This is a genomic window from Streptomyces sp. 3211.6, from assembly GCF_003634815.1.
GTDB lineage: Bacteria > Actinomycetota > Actinomycetes > Streptomycetales > Streptomycetaceae > Streptomyces > Streptomyces katrae_A.
The window spans coordinates 1654579-1672150 of record NZ_RBXC01000001.1; the positions used below are offsets into that span (position 1 = coordinate 1654579).

Annotated in this window: 15 protein-coding genes; 8 read left to right on the forward strand and 7 right to left on the reverse strand. The window is 73.8% G+C overall.

Features of this window, described 5'->3' with window-relative positions; genetic code table 11:
- Positions 1–27: 27 nt before the first annotated feature.
- Positions 28–645, forward strand: a complete 618-nt coding sequence (locus BX286_RS07695; RefSeq protein WP_079424908.1) for a hypothetical protein — start codon at positions 28–30, stop codon at positions 643–645.
- Between the two features lie 180 nt (positions 646–825).
- On the opposite strand, the gene BX286_RS07700 is transcribed toward BX286_RS07695, so the two are convergent.
- Together BX286_RS07700 and BX286_RS07705 are read right to left on the reverse strand one after the other, a co-directional pair.
- A complete protein-coding gene (locus tag BX286_RS07700) occupies positions 826–2526 on the reverse strand; it encodes an NAD(P)/FAD-dependent oxidoreductase (protein ID WP_079424909.1) in 1701 nt (566 codons plus the stop codon).
- A 69-nt stretch (positions 2527–2595) separates the two neighbouring features.
- Complete coding sequence (locus BX286_RS07705; RefSeq protein WP_121014769.1) at positions 2596–3396, reverse strand: carbon-nitrogen hydrolase family protein; 801 nt, start codon at positions 3394–3396, stop codon at positions 2596–2598.
- A gap of 282 nt (positions 3397–3678) precedes the next feature.
- Here BX286_RS07705 and BX286_RS07710 point away from each other — a divergent pair, with 282 nt between their 5' ends.
- Positions 3679–4389 carry a GNAT family N-acetyltransferase gene (locus tag BX286_RS07710; RefSeq protein ID WP_121014770.1) on the forward strand — a complete coding sequence of 237 codons (711 nt, stop codon included), beginning with the start codon at positions 3679–3681 and terminating at the stop codon, positions 4387–4389.
- A 243-nt stretch (positions 4390–4632) separates the two neighbouring features.
- Here the strand turns inward: BX286_RS07710 and BX286_RS07715 are convergent, their stop codons facing one another.
- A complete protein-coding gene (locus tag BX286_RS07715) occupies positions 4633–5088 on the reverse strand; it encodes an Lrp/AsnC family transcriptional regulator (protein WP_007262967.1) in 456 nt (151 codons plus the stop codon).
- Between the two features lie 10 nt (positions 5089–5098).
- On the reverse strand, positions 5099–6571 hold the full coding sequence (locus BX286_RS07720; RefSeq protein ID WP_079424914.1) for an amino acid permease: 1473 nt from the start codon (positions 6569–6571) through the stop codon (positions 5099–5101).
- A 320-nt stretch (positions 6572–6891) separates the two neighbouring features.
- Between BX286_RS07720 and BX286_RS07725 the strand changes: the two genes are divergently transcribed.
- From BX286_RS07725 to BX286_RS07750, 6 genes are all read left to right on the forward strand, one after another.
- The gene (locus tag BX286_RS07725) at positions 6892–7905 is read left to right on the forward strand and encodes a GDSL-type esterase/lipase family protein (protein WP_079424916.1); all 1014 of its coding nucleotides are present in this window, start codon (positions 6892–6894) and stop codon (positions 7903–7905) included.
- Positions 7906–8031: 126 nt separating this feature from the next.
- The gene (locus BX286_RS07730) at positions 8032–8967 is read left to right on the forward strand and encodes an SCO0930 family lipoprotein (protein ID WP_121014771.1); all 936 of its coding nucleotides are present in this window, start codon (positions 8032–8034) and stop codon (positions 8965–8967) included.
- A 96-nt stretch (positions 8968–9063) separates the two neighbouring features.
- Positions 9064–9870 carry a LytTR family DNA-binding domain-containing protein gene (locus BX286_RS07735; RefSeq protein ID WP_079424920.1) on the forward strand — a complete coding sequence of 269 codons (807 nt, stop codon included), beginning with the start codon at positions 9064–9066 and terminating at the stop codon, positions 9868–9870.
- A 209-nt stretch (positions 9871–10079) separates the two neighbouring features.
- The gene (locus tag BX286_RS07740) at positions 10080–10355 is read left to right on the forward strand and encodes a hypothetical protein (protein ID WP_079424921.1); all 276 of its coding nucleotides are present in this window, start codon (positions 10080–10082) and stop codon (positions 10353–10355) included.
- A 141-nt stretch (positions 10356–10496) separates the two neighbouring features.
- Positions 10497–12233 (forward strand): cation acetate symporter, encoded by a 1737-nt coding sequence (locus tag BX286_RS07745; RefSeq protein WP_079424923.1) that lies wholly within the window; start codon positions 10497–10499, stop codon positions 12231–12233.
- The gene (locus BX286_RS07750; protein ID WP_079424925.1) at positions 12230–13501 is read left to right on the forward strand and encodes a sensor histidine kinase; all 1272 of its coding nucleotides are present in this window, start codon (positions 12230–12232) and stop codon (positions 13499–13501) included. Before BX286_RS07745 ends, BX286_RS07750 begins: the two co-directional genes overlap by 4 nt.
- Here BX286_RS07750 and BX286_RS07755 read toward each other — a convergent pair.
- The 3 genes from BX286_RS07755 to BX286_RS07765 all read right to left on the reverse strand — a co-directional run bounded on the left by BX286_RS07755 (position 13498) and on the right by BX286_RS07765 (position 17513).
- Positions 13498–14961, reverse strand: coding sequence for a GuaB1 family IMP dehydrogenase-related protein (locus BX286_RS07755; RefSeq protein ID WP_121017596.1), 1464 nt, complete (start codon positions 14959–14961; stop codon positions 13498–13500). The genes BX286_RS07750 and BX286_RS07755 overlap by 4 nt on opposite strands.
- A 117-nt stretch (positions 14962–15078) precedes the next feature.
- Positions 15079–16221, reverse strand: coding sequence for an XdhC family protein (locus BX286_RS07760; protein ID WP_121014772.1), 1143 nt, complete (start codon positions 16219–16221; stop codon positions 15079–15081).
- Positions 16221–17513: a transposase gene (locus tag BX286_RS07765; protein WP_079424929.1), complete on the reverse strand. Its 1293-nt coding sequence runs from the start codon at positions 17511–17513 to the stop codon at positions 16221–16223. The genes BX286_RS07760 and BX286_RS07765 overlap by 1 nt, the downstream gene beginning before the upstream one ends.
- Between the last annotated feature and the right edge of the window lie 59 nt (positions 17514–17572).

Below are 17572 nucleotides of genomic sequence, written 5' to 3' on the forward strand. Positions count from 1 at the left end.
GGAGCGCCCCCTTCCCAGGCTGTGCGGATGCCCAGCTTCGCCACGCACCGGCTCCGGGTGCACGACGCCTCGCTCCCGCCCCACCGGCGGCTGTCGGCGCTGCGCACCTGCCTGACGGTGTTCTGTCCGTACGGCTTCTACGCCACCTACCACCACCTGTGCCGCAGCGCCGGGATCCCCCGGGAACTGGGCGAGGACCCCGGGTCGCTGGTGCGGGCGGTGGAGGAGCTGCACGAGGCGCGGCTGCTGTGGCTGGACGCCATGGCGGTGTGGCGGGTGGGCCGGCGGGCCCAGAAGCGGGCCGGAGTGCGCAGGCCGGAGCCGCCGGAGCCCGCGCAGGGGCTGTTCTGGCCGAACCCGGAGTTCCATCCCGGGGTCTGCCTCGCCGAAGTGATGCCCGGGGTGATGCGGGGCCGCCTGGACGTCGAGGGCGACCAGAGGCGGGACGGGGCGTGCCCCGTGTGCGCGCGGGACCGGGGAACGGTGCAGTGGGACGGCAGCGGCCACGGGCGGTACACCCTGTGCGCGGGGTGCGGCCTCGGACTGGGCCGACGGCCGCCCCCGCTGCCGCACGGGCCGCAGCGCGGCGACGTCCGCGCGGGCTTCCGGCACCGGCAGCGCCTGATCTGGGCGCGCGAGGTGTGAGCCGGTCCCTCCGCTCGGGTGAGCACAGCGCCCCGAGGGCCGACGGGGCTGGTGTCAGCCCCACCGGCCCTCGGGGCGGGAACGGGTGCCCGGCGGGGCCGACGGACGGAGTCCGGCGCAGCGGCGCGAAGCCGGGGAGGCCCGCCGGGGCCGAGCCGTGCGAGCGGCGCGTGAAGGGGGTCAGTCCTCCGGGAGTTCGACCGGGGCGATCTCGTCGTAGACGTCGCCCGGGCCGGGGTTGGTGGCGTCCGTGGAGCCGCCGAGGTGGTGCATGACGCCCCAGACCGCGTTCAGGGCGGTCTGGACGGCGCCCTCGGCCCAGCCGGCCGTCCAGGAGATGTCGTCGCCCGCGAGGAAGATGCCGCGCTTGTCCTCGGGGAGGCGGTCCTGCATGAAGTGGGTGAACAGGCGGCGCTGGTAGCGGTAGTGGCCCGGCAGGTTGGCCTTGAACGCGCCCATGAAGTAGGGCTCGTTCTCCCACGACACGGTCACCGGGTTGCCGATGATGTGGCGGCGGATGTCGACCTTGGGGTAGATCTCGCCGAGGGACTTCAGCATGACCTCCATCCGCTCGTTCGCGGACAGCGGCAGCCACTTGAGGCTGTCGTCGCACCAGGTGTACGAGAGGCAGATGACGGCCGGCTGGTCCGGACCGTTGTCCAGGAGGTACGTACCGCGGGTCATGCGGTCCGTGAGGGTCATCGACATGACGTCGCGGCCCGTCTCCTCGTCCTTGTCCAGCCAGAACGGGCGGTCCACGGGGATGAAGAGCTTCGAGCTCTCCATGTAGTGGGTGCGCTCGATCGCCGTCCAGTGGTCGATCGGGAACAGCGTGTCGTCACAGGCGATCTTGGACAGCAGCATCCAGGACTGCGCGGTGAAGATCGCGGCACGGTAGGTGCGGATGTCGCCGTTCGCGTCGGTGACCGTGATGCGGTTGCCCGCGGTGCGGTGCAGCCGGGTCACGGCCGGGCGCGGGGCGCCCTCGTGCAGGGAGGACAGCGAGGTGCCCTGGGCCCAGTGGACGATCTTCTCGGGCTCGCGCTCCCACAGGCGCAGCGGCAGCTGCTGCGAGCCGCCCACGATGCCGCGGTGGTGGTCGTCGGCCTCGGTGTAGACGACGCGCAGGATCTCCAGGATGGAGTTCGGGAAGTCGGTGTCCCAGCCGCCGGTGCCGAAGCCGACCTGGCCGAAGATCTCGCGCATGCGGAAGGACTGGAAGGCCTCCGACTCGCACAGGAAGCCGTAGAAGGTCTGGTTGTCGAGCTTCTCGACGAGCTTGGCCCAGATCTCGCGGATGCGCGGGACGTCCCGCTCGCGCATCGCCTGGTTCATGTCGGAGAAGTCGGCGCCCTCGTCGAGGCAGGCGTTCCAGGCGGCGGAGACGTCGCGGTAGACCTGCGGGAGGTCGGCGATGGTCTCGGCGTAGTGGGTCTCGCCCTTGAGGTCCACGACCGTCGAGGGGGTGGCCTCGGCGAGCGGGTTCGGGAAGGGCTGGGTCTGCAGGCCCACCAGGTCGATGTAGTGCTGCAGGGCCGTGGAGGAGGGCGGGAAGCGCATGGCGCCCATCTCCGCCGTGAGGCCCTCGGTGCCCGGGCCCTCGAAGCCGACGGTGCGCAGGCGGCCGCCGATCTGGTCGGCTTCGTAGACGACGGGCTTGAGGCCCATCTTCATCAGCTCGTAGGCGGAGATGATGCCGGACAGGCCGCCGCCGATGACGGCGACCTCGGTGCCGTGCTCGGTCGCCGGTATCTGGCCCAGGCCCGCCGGGTGGGCGAGGAAGTCGTCGTACGCGTACGGGAAGTCCGGGCCGAACATGGTGATCGGCGGGAGCTGTCCGTCGCCGTGCGGAACGGCGGTGGTGGGCACCGTGGACGTCATGGGGGTACGTCTCCTTGCGGCAGAGCAGGCAGGGCTGGGCGGGCGGGGAAGAGCGGGTGCGGGCGGGCCTCAGACGAGGGAGGCGTAGAGCCCGGGGCGGCGGTCGCGCAGGTACGGGTTGGTCTCGCGCGAGGCCCGGAGCAGCTCGGGGTCGACCTCGCCCTGGACCATCTCCTCGCCGCGGCCGGCGCGGGTGCGGGTGGCCCCGTCCGGGCCGGCGAGGCAGCTGAGGCCGACGAACTCGAACTCGCCCTCGGGGCCGGTCCGGTTGACGTACGCGATGTACATCTGGTTCTCGAAGGCCCGGACGGGGACCAGCTGTTCGGCGACGAACTGGAACGGGTGCATCTGCGCGGTCGGGACCAGGAGGAGGTCGGTCCCGGCGAGCGCGTGGGCCCGTACGTTCTCGGGGAACTCCACGTCGTAGCAGATCATGATGCCGACGCGGAGGCCGTTGAGGTCCGCCTGGACGACGGGGGCGTCGCCGGGGGTGAAGGCCTCCTGCTCGAAGCAGCCGAACAGGTGGGTCTTGCGGTAGTTCGCCAGCCGGGCCCCGTCGGGGCCGATGAGCTGGGCCGAGTTGTAGACCGTGTCGCCGTCGCGCTCGGGGTAGCCGTAGAGGACGGCGATCCCGTGGCGCCGGGCGATGCCCCCGATGGCGTGGGCCGATTCGCCGTCGGCCGGCTCGGCCAGGCCCGCGATGTCCCCGACCTCCAGCGCGTAGCCGGTCAGGTACATCTCCGAGGTCACGAGGAGCCCGGCCCCGCCCTGTGCGGCGCGCGCCGCGGCCTCGTCGAGCCGCTTCAGGTTCTCGGCGGTGTCGCCGAGCCGTCCGGAGCTCTGGAGGAGTGCGGTGCGCAGCGGGGGCATGGGCGTACCTCTGTGACAGGTGGGGTGGGGGTCGTAAAACGGTACGTTCGGGCGTTCGACCGGGACAAGCCGTCAGCGTTGCGTCGGCCTCATCGATTCGTTGCGCTTTCCACCGCTTCCGCGGCGAATCGTTGCGCGGGGGTCCTGGGGGCGCCGGAGCCCGCCCGTAAATCCGCTGCTCCCGGGGGCTGCGGGGGCATACCCTTCCGCCGTCGCCCCTGTCCCGTGCCGCCGCGCGGGGAGGCCGAGGGCGGCCGTCACCGAGGAAGGACCCCGCACCGCATGTCCCCCGAGAACCCCGCCGCCCCGTTGGACAACCCGGTCTGGGCCGCGCTGACGGGCCCGCACCGCGCTTTCGCCGAGTACTCCGGGCGCGGGGCCGCCCGCTACCTGCCGGCGGCGAACCCGTTCGCGGCCGTCGCCGACCCGGCCGATCCGGCCGCCTGGGCGGACCTGGCGGCACTGGTGGGCCCGGGCCGGGAGGTGTGGCTGACCGGTCTGCCGACGCCGCCGGCCGGCTGGGAGACGGTGCGGTGCATCCCGGGCGTGCAGCTGGACGGGTCCGCGGTACGGGCCGAGGCCGCGCCGGAGGCGGTGCGGCTGGGGCCGGCCGACGTGGCCGAGATGACGGCGCTGGTGGAGCTGACCGAGCCGGGCCCCTTCCTGCCGCGCACCGTCGAGCTGGGCACGTACCTGGGGATCCGCCGTGAGGGCCGGCTGGTGGCGATGGCCGGGGAGCGGATGCGGCCGCCGGGCTGGACGGAGATCAGCGCGGTGTGCACCCACCCGGACCACCGCGGCCGGGGGCTGGCCGGGCTGCTGATCCGTGCGGTGGCCGCGGGGATCCGGGAGCGCGGGGACGTCCCGTTCCTGCACGCCGCCGCGGACAACATCCAGGCGATCCGGCTGTACGAGTCGATGGGCTTCGTGCTCCGCCGGGAGCCGGTCTTCATCGGGCTGCGCACGCCCGCGGCCCCCGCGATCCGGCCGTAGCCCGGTCTACGTCCCATGGTTTAACACGCGGTTCATTGAGTGCCGCCCGGGCCTCCCGTAGCGTCGGCGCAGACGGGGGCCCGGGCGGGCACCGGCCGGCCGAAGCGATGAACACGCAGATCAGCGACCGGCCGGCGGTCCGCCCGGCTTCCGTCCCCGTGTGCCCTCAGCCGGTGGGCCGGCCCCTCCGCGGGGATACGACGGATACGACGACGCCCCCGCCGGATGGCGGGGGCGCGGACGCTACGCGGGTGCTCCCGAGGTGAAGCGGCGCAGCAGGGGCGACAGGACGAGGACGGACTTGGTCCGCTCCACGAAGGGCTCGCCCGCGATGCGTTCCAGGACCCGCTCGAAGTGGCGCATGTCGGAGGCGAAGACCTGGACGAGGGCGTCCGCGTCGCCGGTGACGGTCGACGCGGACACCACCTCGGGGTACCGCTCCAGCCCCCGCCGGATGTCGTCCGGGGAGGTGTTGTGGCGACAGTAGATCTCGATGAAGCCCTCGGTCTCCCAGCCCATGGCCGCCGGGTCCACGCGGACGGTGAACCCGGTGATGGCGCCTTCGGCGCGCAGCCGGTCCACGCGCCGCTTGACGGCGGGGGCGGAGAGGCCGACCTCGGAGCCGATGTCGGCGTAGGAGCGGCGGGCGTCCTCGGCGAGGGCGTGCACGATACGTTCGTCGAGATCGTTCAGTCGCACTGCGGATGGATCACTTCTCTGCTGTGGCCACTTCTTCTTCCGTGGCCAGACGGGAGCGGCGGATGCCGTACAGGAAGTAGAACACGAGGCCCACGATCATCCAGCCACCGAAGACCATCCAGGTGGCGGCATCGAGCTCGAACATCATGTAGCCGCAGGCGATGGCGCCCAGGATGGGCGTGACCGGGAAGAGCGCCACCTTGAAGGTGCGCGGCATGTCGGGCTTGGTGCGGCGCAGGATGATCACGGCGACGTTGACCAGGCCGAAGGCGAAGAGGGTGCCGATGCTGGTGGCGTCGGCGAGCTTGCCCAGCGGGATGAAGGCCGCGAGGACGCCGCAGAAGAGGGAGACGATGACCACGTTGGCGCGGGGGGCGCCGGTCTTCTCGTCGACCTTGGCGAAGACCTTGGGGACGAGGCCGTCGCGGGACATCGCGAAGAGGATGCGGGTCTGGCCGTAGAGGACGGCGAAGACGACGGAGAAGATCGCGACGATGGCGCCGGCGGCGAGGACGACGCCCCAGACGCTGGTGCCGGTGACGTCGGTCATGATCTGGGCGAGCGCGGCCTCGGTGCCCGCGAAGTCCTTCCACGGCATGGCGCCGACGGCGACGAAGGCGACGAGGACGTAGAGGACGGTGACGACGGCCAGCGACAGCATGATCGCGCGCGGCAGGTCCTTCTTCGGGTCCTTGGCCTCCTCGCCCGCGGTGGAGGCGGCGTCGAAGCCGATGTAGGAGAAGAAGAGCGTGGAGGCGCCGGCGGCGATGCCGCTCATGCCCAGGGGGGCGAGCGGGGTGTAGTTGCCGGCCTTGATGCCCATGACGCCGATGCCGATGAAGAGCAGCAGGGTGACGATCTTCACCGCGACCATGATCGAGTTGACGGTGGCGCTCTCCTTGGCGCCGCGCATCAGGAAGACCATGGAGAGCAGGACGACGACCAGGGCCGGCAGGTTGATGTACCCGCCGTCGCCCAGCGGCGCGGAGACCGACCCCGGGATGGTGACGCCTATGGTCCCGTCGAGGAACTCGTTGAGGTACTGGCCCCAGCCGACGGCCACGGCCGCGACGGAGACGGCGTACTCCAGGACCAGGCACCAGCCGCAGATCCAGGCGATGAGCTCGCCCATGGTGGCGTACGCGTAGGAGTACGAGGAGCCGGAGACCGGGACGGAGCCGGCCAGCTCGGCGTAGGAGAGGGCCGAGAACAGAGCGGTCAGGCCCGCGAGGACGAAGGAGATCGTCACGGCGGGGCCGGCCTTGGGGGCGGCGGTGCCGAGGACGACGAAGATGCCGGTGCCCAGGGTGGCGCCGATGCTGATCATGGTCAGCTGCCACATGGTGAGCGAGCGGCGCAGCGAGCCGCCCTCGCCCTGCCCGCCCTCGGAGACGAGCCGCTCGACCGGCTTGCGCCGCATGAGCGGGTTCACGGGCTTGCGCGTCTCCTGGGAGAGCGGGGGTGCCTGGCCCTGATCGAGCACGAGGGGACTCCTTTGACACTGCGGGATGGGGACGGTTCGGGCGTCGACCGCAGCGGTCCGGAGCAGTTGACAGACGGATGGGAGCCCGTCTGGGCATGGGGGGACCGCCGAGCAGGCGGTCCGCGCCACTCCACGTACAGGGGGTGAGCCTACGAGCTGAGTGATACCGCCCGTAATGCACCATCCTTGCACATTGGCGCACGATCGTTGCGCGGATCTGTCCTGGATGGTCCTTTGTTGCACGCGGATGTTCGATCAATGCGCGGACTCCCCTGATCGCCGTTCTTGACAGCCCGTCAGAATTGTCGCAGCGTGCCGCCATGGACGCAGACGGCACGGCCACGGCCTGGCTCGATCCGGGCCCCTTCCTGCGCGGGATCGCCTGGCTGGACCGGGACCGGCCGGTCCGGGCCGACCCGGCCGACACCGAGCGGCTGCCCTGGGACACCGGCGAGCGGGCCACCCTGCCGATCGGAGTCCGGCTGGAGTTCACGGCCCACGGGGCGCGGGCGGTGGAGATCCACTACCGGGCCGCCGTCCCCGGCCCCACGGACGCCCTGCGCGACCTCGCCCACGGCTTCTGCCTGTGGGACCGCCACGGGCTGGTCCACGAGGTCTTCACCGACCCCGCCGCAGAGGCCGTCGTACGCGTCCCCCTGCCCGGCGGGCCCGGGCCCTTCACCGTCCACCCGCCCGAGGCGCAGTCTCCGCGGGTCCTGGGGGTGCGCGGGGTCGGCGGGACCCTCGCCCCGGCCCCGCCCGCCCCGCGGTGGGTGGTGCACGGGGACTCGATCACCGAGGGCTGGTGGTCCACCCGCCCAGCCCACGGCTGGCCCGCCGTCGCCGGGCGGGCGCTCGGCTGGGACACCGTGAACCTCGGGTACGCGGGCGCCGCGCGCGGGGAGCTGGCCACCGCCGAGCAGCTGGCGGCCCTCCCCGCCGACGTCCTCACCCTCGCCTTCGGCACGAACTGCTGGACCCGCGTCCCCTACACGCCCGCCCTGCTGTACGAGACCACCCGCGTCTTCCTCGACCTGATCCGCCAGGGCCACCCCCGGACCCCGCTGCTGCTGCTCTCCCCCGTGCTGCGCCCGGACGCCGAACGCACCCCGAACCGGCTCGGCGCCACCCTGGGCGCCCTGCGCGACGCCATGGAACGGGCCGCCCGCGACCGGATCGCCGCCGGGGACGGACGCCTGGCCCTGCTGCCGGGCCGGGACCTGCTGGGGCCCGAACACCTCGCCGACGGGCTGCACCCCAACGACGCCGGACACCGGATCCTCGGCCTCGCTGTGGTCACGGCCCTGCGGCGGGCCGGGTTCGACGGCGGGTGAGTGAAACACGCCATACCGCCCCCGGTGAACGCCGCGCTCCCCCGGGGCCGTGTTCCGCACGAGTTGACGGGTCCGGCGGCGGACGAGCCCCCGGACCCGGCGGAAACACACACGGGAGAGATCACCATGGGCATCAAGCGCGGAACCACCCTGGCCGCGGTCGCGGTCGTCGTCGCTCTGGCCGCGACCGCCTGCAACGGGGACGCCAAGGCCGACAAGGCCGACGCGGCCAAGCCGGCCGGGGCCGCCGCCGCCGCTCCCGCCGCCGACCCCTACGCCGGCGACAAGCCCGCCGGGGACACCGGGGCCAAGCCCGCGGGCGCGCTCGCCGTCTCCACCACCGACAAGCTCGGGCCGGTGCTCACCGACAGCGCCGGGTTCACCCTGTACCGCTTCGACAAGGACACCGCGAAGCCCCCGGCCTCCCACTGCGACGGGGACTGCGCCAAGGCCTGGCCGGCAGTCCCGGCGGGCGACGCGACCGCCGCGGCGGGCATGGACCCCGCCGTGCTGGGCGAGGTGGTCCGGGGGGACGGCAGCAAGCAGCTGACCGTGGCCGGCTGGCCCGCGTACCGCTTCGCCAAGGACACCAAGCCCGGCGACCTGAACGGGCAGGGCGTCGGCGGCACCTGGTTCGCCCTCGCGCTGGACGGCAAGAAGGCGGCCAAGGCGGCGGCCCCCGCTCCGGCCGGGGCACCGGGCCAGGCGGCCGGCGCGCTGACGGTGGCCAAGGACCCCCGGCTCGGCGAACACGTCGTCGACGGCAACGGCATGACCGTCTACCGCTTCAAGCCCGACACCGCCTGGCCGATGGTCTCCAAGTGCACCGGAGACTGCCTCGCCAAGTGGCCGGTCGTCGCCCCGGCGGCGCGGGGCGAGGGGATCGCCGAGAAGAACTACCTGGTCCTCGACCGCCCCGACGGCAAGAAGCAGCAGACCGTCAACTGCTGGCCCGTCTACACCTTCACCGGCGACAAGGCGCCCGGCGAGGCCAACGGCCAGGGCGTGGGCGGCACCTGGTACGCCGTCGCCCCCGACGGCAAGCTCATCGGCGCCCAGTAGCCCCGGAGTTCCACCGGAGTCCCGGTCCCCCCGCACACCGGCCGCACGGCCCCCGCCCTCCTCCCCCCGGGCGGGGGCCGTGCCTAGACTCGGCCCATGCTGCGCGTACTGGCCGTCGACGACGAGAAGCCCCTGCTCGAGGAACTCCTCTACCTGCTGCGCTCCGACGACCGGGTGCTCAGTGCGGAGGGGGCCTCGGACGCCACCGAAGCGCTGCGCCGGATCACCCGGGCGGTGGAGAGCGGGCCCGACGGGCCCGACGCCATCGACGTGGTGTTCCTGGACATCCAGATGGCCGGGCTGACCGGGCTGGACGTCGCCCGGCTGCTGGCCGGGTTCGCGCGGCCACCGCTGATCGTGTTCGTCACCGCGCACGAGGGCTTCGCCGTCCAGGCCTTCGACCTCAAGGCGGTGGACTACCTGCTCAAGCCCGTGCGTCCCGAGCGGCTGGCGGAGGCCGTCCGGCGGGCCCGTGCCCTGCTCGGCGGCCCCGAGGAGACGGCGCCGCCCGCTGCGGCCGTCCCGGAACAGCGCAGGCCCGCTCCCGAGGAAGGCGCCGCCGACCGGGCGCCCGAGCAGATCGCCGTCGAACTGGGCGGGGTCACCCGGTTCGTGGCCATCGCGGACATCGCGTACGTGGAGGCCCAGGGCGACTACGCGCGGCTGCACACCGACGGGGGCAGCCACCTGGTGCGCATCCCGCTGTCGACGCTGGAGGAACGCTGGGCGGCCCGGGGTTTCGTCCGCATCCACCGGCGGCATCTGGTGGCGCTGAGCCGGATAGACGAACTGCGCGTCGACGCGGGCACCACCAGCGTCCGCGTCGGCCCGGCCGAACTCCAGGTGAGCCGGCGCCACGCCCGCCAGCTCCGCGACCTCCTGATGCGCCAGGCGACGGGCTGACCCGTCCGCCCCGCCCCCGTGCGCCCTCCCGTGCCACCGGCTCACGCCTCCGCGCCCGGACGACCGTCCGGCGTACCAAGACGCCGTTCGTCGCTCGGGGAGGGGCGTACGGCGATCCACCGGGCCCGTCGGCCGCAGCGGCGGGGCGTTCGGGCCCGCCGCCCCCGGGGCCGCCGTATCGTGGATCTTCCGGCCCCGGGAGGAGCGAAATGTCCGAGATCGAGGCGCTGCTTGACGCGCTGACCGGACTGCCCCGCACCCGGGCCGCCGGCCCCGCGGAGGCCGAGGCACTGCTGGCCCGCCTGCGCAGCGCCGCCGCCCGCTGGGCCGACGTGCTGTACGAGGCCCGGGAGGGCACCCGCGAGCAGCTGCCGGCGAGCGCGGAGGCGGCCCTGACGCTGGCCTTCCGCCGGGCCGAAGAGTCGTACGTGGAACTGGAGATCGCCCTCCGCGACTGCGCGGAACACCGCGACCCGGCCCTCTGACCCGCCCGCGCCACGGCGGCCGCAGCCCGGCGGGGGGCAGGGCGCACCCACCCCGGGTCAAGGGCCGGAACGCGCCTGTTCCGGGGCCCGGGGGCTGCGTAGACTCCCATGATCCCCTCCCCCGCCCGTCGAAGGACCCCCGTGAACCAGACGTACGCGCTGACCGCGGTCACCGTCGTCGTGCTGGCCACGGTGCTCGTCGGCGCGCTCGGGCTGCGGATATCGCGGACCACCTCCGACTTCTACGTCGCCTCCCGCACCGTGGGCCCCCGGCTCAACGCGGCCGCCATCGGCGGGGAGTACCTGTCCGCCGCCTCCTTCCTCGGGGTCGCCGGGCTGGTGCTGCTCCAGGGCCCGGAGATGCTCTGGTACCCCGTCGGGTACACCGCCGGGTACCTCGTCCTGCTGGTGTTCGTCGCGGCCCCGCTGCGCCGCTCCGGGGCGTACACACTGCCGGACTTCGCCGAGGACCGGCTCCAGTCCCAGGGGGTGCGGCGCATCGCGGTGCTGTTCGTGCTCGGCGTCGGCTGGCTGTACCTGCTGCCGCAGCTCCAGGGGGCGGGGCTGACCCTGGAGGTGCTGACCGGGGCGCCGCCCTGGGCGGGCGGTCTGGTCGTCGCCTGCGTGGTCACGGCGGCGGTCGCGGCGGGCGGGATGCGCAGCATCACCTTCGTGCAGGCCTTCCAGTACTGGCTCAAGCTCACCGCCCTGCTGGTGCCCGCCTTCTTCCTGGTCGCCGCCTGGGCGGGCGACGGCGCGCCCCGCGCCTCCTTCGACGCCCCGGCCGTCTTCCGCGAGCACACCGCCGTCACCCTCGGGGAGGACGTCCGGCTGTCGGTGCGCGAGCCGCTGGCCCTGGAGGTGACGGGCCGGGTGGACGGGCGCGCCTACCGGGACGCCCCGCTGACGCTGGAGCCCGGCCGGCACTCCGTCCAGGCCCGCACCCGGCTGGAGTTCGCCGCCGGCTCGGCCGTCCCCGACTCCCCCGCCGGGGCCGTCCGGGACACCCCGGGCTGGTCGAAGCCGCTGTCCGGCGGGGAGCGGGAGCACCGGCTGTACGCCACCTACGGGCTGATCCTGGCCACCTTCCTCGGCACCATGGGCCTGCCGCACGTCGCCGTCCGCTTCTACACCAGCCCCGACGGGCGGGCCGCCCGCCGCACCACCCTGGTCGTGCTCGGCCTGCTCGGGGTGTTCTACCTGCTGCCGCAGGTGTACGGGGCCCTGGGCCGGATCTACGCGCCCGAGCTGGCGCTGACCGGGGACGCCGACGCGGTGGTGCTGGTGCTGCCGGAGCGGATGCTCGGCGGGCTGCTCGGCGACCTGCTGGGGGCGCTGCTGGCCGGGGGCGCCTTCGCGGCGTTCCTGTCGACGGCCTCGGGGCTGACCATGGCGGTGGCCGGGGTGCTGCACCAGGACGTGCTCCCCCGGCGGGGGGTGGGCAGTTTCCGGTTCGCGGTCGTGGTGGCGATGGCGGTACCGCTGGCGGGCGGGTTCGTGACCACCCAGGTGCCGGTCGCGGACGCGGTCGGGCTGGCCTTCGCGGTGTCGGCGTCCTCCTTCTGCCCGTTGCTGGTGCTGGGCATCTGGTGGCGGGGGCTGACCCCGCCCGGCGCGGTGGCGGGCCTGCTCACCGGTGGCGGGGCGGCGCTGGGCGCGGTGGTGGCCACCCGCAGCGGGCTGGTCCCGCGGGGGTGGGCGCACGCGCTGCTGGCCTGGCCGGCGGTGTGGTCCGTGCCGCTGGGGTTCCTGACGATGGTGTCGGTGTCGCTGGCCACCCGGTCCCGGGTCCCGGCCGCGGTGGGGGCGGCACTGGCGCGGCTCCACCTCCCGGAGGACGTGGCCGGGGCCCGGCGGTCCGGCGGGGGTGCCTGGTGACCGCGGCCGCGCAGGCGGTGCTGGCCGCGGCCGGGGCGGTGCTGCTCGTGGGCCTGGGCTGGGCGGGCGGCCGGTGGCAGGCCGGGCGTCGCGGGGAGCGGGCGGCCGGGCCGGGACTGGGGACCCCGGTGGAGCGGGCGACGTTCCACACCCTGTACACCGCCTCGCTGGCCGCTCCCCCGCTGCGCGCCGGGCTGACCCAGGACGCCGCCCGCAAGGCGGCGCGGCGGCTGCGTTCGCTGCTGGGCACGGAGGCGCTGTGCCTGACGGACCGGGAGGCGGTGCTGGCCTGGGACGGGCCGGGCGCCGACCACCACCAGCGGCGGGCGATGGCCCGGGTGGCGGTGATGCTGGAGTCGGGGCGCAGCCAGAGCGTGCGCACGGAGTGCCCGCGGCCGGACTGCCCGCTGAAGTGGGCGGTGTTCGCCCCGCTGACCGGTGAGGACGGGGTGCTGGGCGCGCTGGTCGCGTACGGGTCGCGGGAGTCGGCGGTACTGGTGCGGGCGGCGACGGAGGTGGCGCGCTGGGTCTCCGTCCAGCTGGAGCTGTCGGAGCTGGACCGGGCGCGGACCCGGCTGATGGAGGCGGAGATCAAGGCGTTGCGGGCGCAGATCTCCCCGCACTTCATCTTCAACTCCCTCGCGGCGATCGCCTCGTTCGTGCGGACCGATCCGGAGCGGGCGCGCGAGCTGCTGCTGGAGTTCGCGGACTTCACCCGCTACTCCTTCCGCCGGCACGGGGAGTTCACCACCCTGGCCGAGGAGCTGCGGTCCATCGAGCGGTATCTGGCGCTGGCCGGGGCCCGGTTCGGGGACCGGCTGAAGGTGACGTTGCAGGTGGCGCCGGAGGTGCTGCCGGTGGCGCTGCCGTTCCTGTGTCTGCAGCCGCTGGTGGAGAACGCCGTCAAGCACGGGGTGGAGGACTCCGCCGGGGAGTGCCGGATCACGATCGCGGCCCGGGACGCGGGCGCGGAGGCGGTGCTGACGATCGAGGACAACGGCGTGGGCATGGATCCGGCCCGGCTGCGCCGGATCCTGGCCGGGGACCGGGCGGGTTCGTCGTCGGGGATCGGGCTGCCGAACGTGGACGAGCGGATGCGGCAGGTGTACGGGGACGACTACGGGCTGGTGGTAGAGACGGGTGTGGGCGCGGGTATGAAGGTCACGGTCCGGATCCCCAAGTACCGGGCGGGGGTGCACACGACGACGCCCCGCCCCCCGGCCGGTCCGGCGGGGGGCGGGGCGTCGGGCGGAGCCCGGGAGGACTAGCTCCAGCTGGCGTGCAGCGGCTTGCCCTCGGCGTAGCCGGCGGCGGACTGGATGCCGACGACGGCCTTCTCCTCGAACTCGGCGACGGAGCCCGCGCCCGCGTAGGTGCAGGAGGAGCGGACACCGGCGATGATCGAGTCGATCAGGTCCTCGACGCCCGGACGGGCGGGGTCGAGGAACATGCGGGAGGTGGAGATGCCCTCCTCGAACAGCGCCTTGCGGGCGCGGTCGTAGGCGGACTCCTCCGAGGTGCGGTTGCGCACGGCGCGGGCGGAGGCCATGCCGAAGGACTCCTTGTACAGGCGGCCGTCGGCGGCCTGCTGGAGGTCGCCCGGGGACTCGTACGTGCCGGCGAACCAGGAGCCGATCATGACGTTGGAGGCGCCGGCCGCGAGGGCCATGGCCACGTCGCGCGGGTGGCGGACGCCGCCGTCGGCCCAGACGTGCTTGCCGTACTTCTTCGCCTCGGCGGCGCACTCCAGGACCGCGGAGAACTGCGGGCGGCCCACGCCGGTCATCATGCGGGTGGTGCACATGGCACCGGGGCCCACGCCGACCTTGATGATGTCGGCGCCGGCGTCGATGAGGTCCTTGACGCCCTCGGCGGCGACGATGTTGCCGGCCACGATCGGGACCTGCGGGTCCAGCGCGCGGACGGCCTTGATCGCGTTGATCATCGACTCCTGGTGGCCGTGGGCCGTGTCGATGACGAGGGTGTCCACGCCGGCGTCGAGGAGCTGCTTGGCCTTGCCCACGAAGTCGCCGTTGATGCCGACGGCGGCGGCGATGCGCAGCTTGCCGCCGGCGTCGGTGGCCGGGGTGTACAGGGTCGCGCGCAGGGCGCCCTTGCGGGTCAGGATGCCGACCAGCCTGCCGTCCTTGTCGACGGCCGGGGCCAGCTTGCGGTGGCCGGCGTCGAGCTGGTTGAAGGCCTCGCGGGGGTCGATGTCGGCGTCGATGAGCAGGAGCTCCTTCGACATGACCTCGGAGAGCTGGGTGAAGCGGTCCACGCCGGTGAGGTCGTGGTCGGTGACCACGCCGACGGGGCGGTGGTCGGCGTCCACGACGACGCCCGCGCCGTGGGCGCGCTTGGGCAGCAGGGACAGCGCGTCGGCGACGGTCTGGGTGGGCGCCAGCGTGATCGGGGTGTCGAGCACGAGGTGGCGGGTCTTGACCCAGGAGATGACGTCGGTGACGACCTCGATCGGGATGTCCTGCGGGATGACGACGATTCCACCGCGGCGGGCGACGGTCTCGGCCATGCGCCGGCCGGCGATCGCGGTCATGTTGGCGACCACGAGCGGAATGGTGGTGCCGGTGCCGTCGGGCGAGGCCAGGTCCACGCCCTGGCGGGAGCCGACCGCGGAGCGGCTCGGCACCATGAACACATCGTCGTACGTCAGGTCGTACGGCGGCTTCAGGTCATTGAGGAAACGCACGTGCTGAACATCCCAGTCGATCGGAGGTACCTCGACAGAAGGCAGCCGAGGAAACGCACGTACTTCATTCTCCCACGGCCCGGGGTTCATGCCGCCCGGGCCGATCGTCCAGGACATTCCGGGCCGGGTGGTCCTTTCCTACGAGACGTTGGTCCCGAAAGGGCGGTGGAGGGGGTGCAGGCCCCCGGTGAGCGGGGCCGCCGTGGCCCCGTGGCGGACGGCGGTGAGCTCGGCGGCGATGGCGAGGGCCGTCTCCTCGGGGGTGCGCCCGCCCAGGTCGAGGCCGATGGGCGATCTGAGGCGGGCCAGCTCGGCCTCGGTCACCCCCTCGGCCCGCAGCCGTCCGGTGCGCTCGGCGTGGGTGCGGCGCGAGCCCATGGCCCCGACGTAGGCGAGCGGGAGCCGCAGGGCCAGGGCGAGGACGGGTACGTCGAACTTGGCGTCGTGGGTCAGGACGCACACGGCCGTACGGGTGTCCAGGCGCCCGGCGTCGCGTTCGGCGGCCAGGTGGCGGTGTGGCCAGTCCACGACCACCTCGTCGGCGCCGGGGAAGCGTTCGGGGGTGGCGAAGACGGGCCGGGCGTCGCAGACGATGACCCGGTGGCCGAGGAAGGCCCCCATCCGGGCCAGGGCGGAGGCGTGGTCGACGGCCCCGTAGACGATCAGCCGGGGCGGTTCGGCGGCGGATTCCACCAGCAGGGTGAGGGGCTCGCCGCACAGCCCGCCGGCGGTGCCCAGCTCGGCGGTGCCGGTCCGGCCGGCGAGCAGCAGGGCCCGGACCCGTTCGGCGGCGGCCCGGTCCAGGGCGGCTCCGCCGTCGAGGCCGCCCTCCCAGGAGCCGTCGGCGTGGACGGCCAGGGCCCGGCCGAGCTGGCCCGGCGGTCCGCAGACCACCCGGGCCAGCGCGGCCCGGCCCCCGCCGGCGGCGGCGTCGAGCACCGAGCCGAGGACGGGGCGGACGGGGTCCTGGCCGCGTACCGGGGTGACCAGCACGTCCAGGACCCCGCCGCAGGTCAGCCCCACCGCGAAGGCGTCGTCGTCGCTGTAGCCGAAGCGGTGGACGCCGCCGCGGCCCGAGGCGATGGCGTCCAGGCAGAGCTCGTGAGCGGCGGACTCCACGCAGCCCCCGGAGAGGGAGCCGAGCGCGGTGCCGTCGGCGTCCACGGCCAGGCTGGCGCCGGGGCCGCGGGGCGCGCTGCCGCTGACGGCGACCACGGTGGCCAGGGCGAACTCGCGGCGTTCGGCGCACCAGGTGCGCAGGGGTCCGGCGATGTCGAGCATCAGCGGATGTACGCGCGGCGCGCGGACTGGCCGGGGATCAGGGGCCGCGGCGGGAGGACGGCGGGGGGCCGGCCGGGAGGGCGTCCGCCCGGGTAGCGGGCGGGCGAGGCGAGGGACACCGGGTCGGGGTGCCGACCGCCGGTGCCCAGCAGGCGGGCCGCGTGGGCGACGCTGGCGAGGGTGGCGTGGTGGTGCCAGCCGCGGAAGGAGCGGCCCTCGAAGTCGCGGATGCCTACGGGTTCGCAGGTCTCGGTGAAGTCCAGGGCGACCCGGTCGGTGAGTTTGGCGAGCAGGAAGAGCTGGGCGAGCGGCCGGTCCCCGATGTTGGTGATCCAGAACTCGGAGGGCAGCAGGGAGGCCTCGGTCCAGGCGCCGAGCAGGAGCAGCGGGGTGGGCGGGGCGGGCGCGGGCCGGTCCTCGGCGGGGGTGGCGAGGATGTGGGCCGAGGTGAGCAGGGTGACCGATCCCTCGGCCCGGCCGTGCCGGGTCCATTCGACGACGCGGCGCTGGGAGCGCAGCGAGTCGATCAGTTCGCGGGCGGGTGCGGTGTACGGGCCGGGCTTGTGGCGGCCCGCGCCGCCGAAGGAGACGGGCAGGGAGCCGTCGACCTTCAGGACGAAGGGGATGTCCTGGAGCGTGAAGGCGTCGAGGACGGGAGGGAGATCGGAGTTGGAGACCTCCATGACGACCGGGCGGCGCTGGAGCTGCCAGCCGGCGGCCATGCGCTGGACGGCGTGGACGGCGTCCAGCGCGGGTGTCTGGGAGCGTGCGGTGTCGGGGATGCCGGCCCGGCGGCGGCGCAGCAGTTCGCTGGTCCAGGGGCCGGGCAGGGTGAGGGTCCATTCGACGGGGAAGCTGGCCTCGCTGGAGGCGAGCCAGATCCCGCCGGCCTGCTGGCAGTTGGCGGTGCGGCCGAGCTGGGGCACGAACTGCCTGCCGACTCCCACGGAGCGGTCGCCGGCCTTCTCGATGACCATGGGCTGGACGACCCAGGCCAGCGGGCGCTGTGCGGTGCGTTCGAGGTGCTGGGCGAGGGACCGCCTCACCGGGGTCCAGTCCCACGGCGACTTGCTGATGAACTGCTGGAGGCTCTGTTCCACGGAACTGGCCCCCGTTCCGGCGATGTTGCGGATCGTTTTCTTCCCGCTGGTCCGGACCAGACCGTCGAGATAAACGCGGGCCCAGTTTCGCTGGTCCCGCCGCGGTAATGACTCGAAGAATAGCGAGATCAATTCGTCGATCAATTCGGATATTTCCGTGGTGGAATCTTCCGGCACCACTGCGCGAACCATCTGGAGCCTCCCCCGCGACCAGATCAGACCTTGACCCTACTTGACGGCCGAGAACGGCC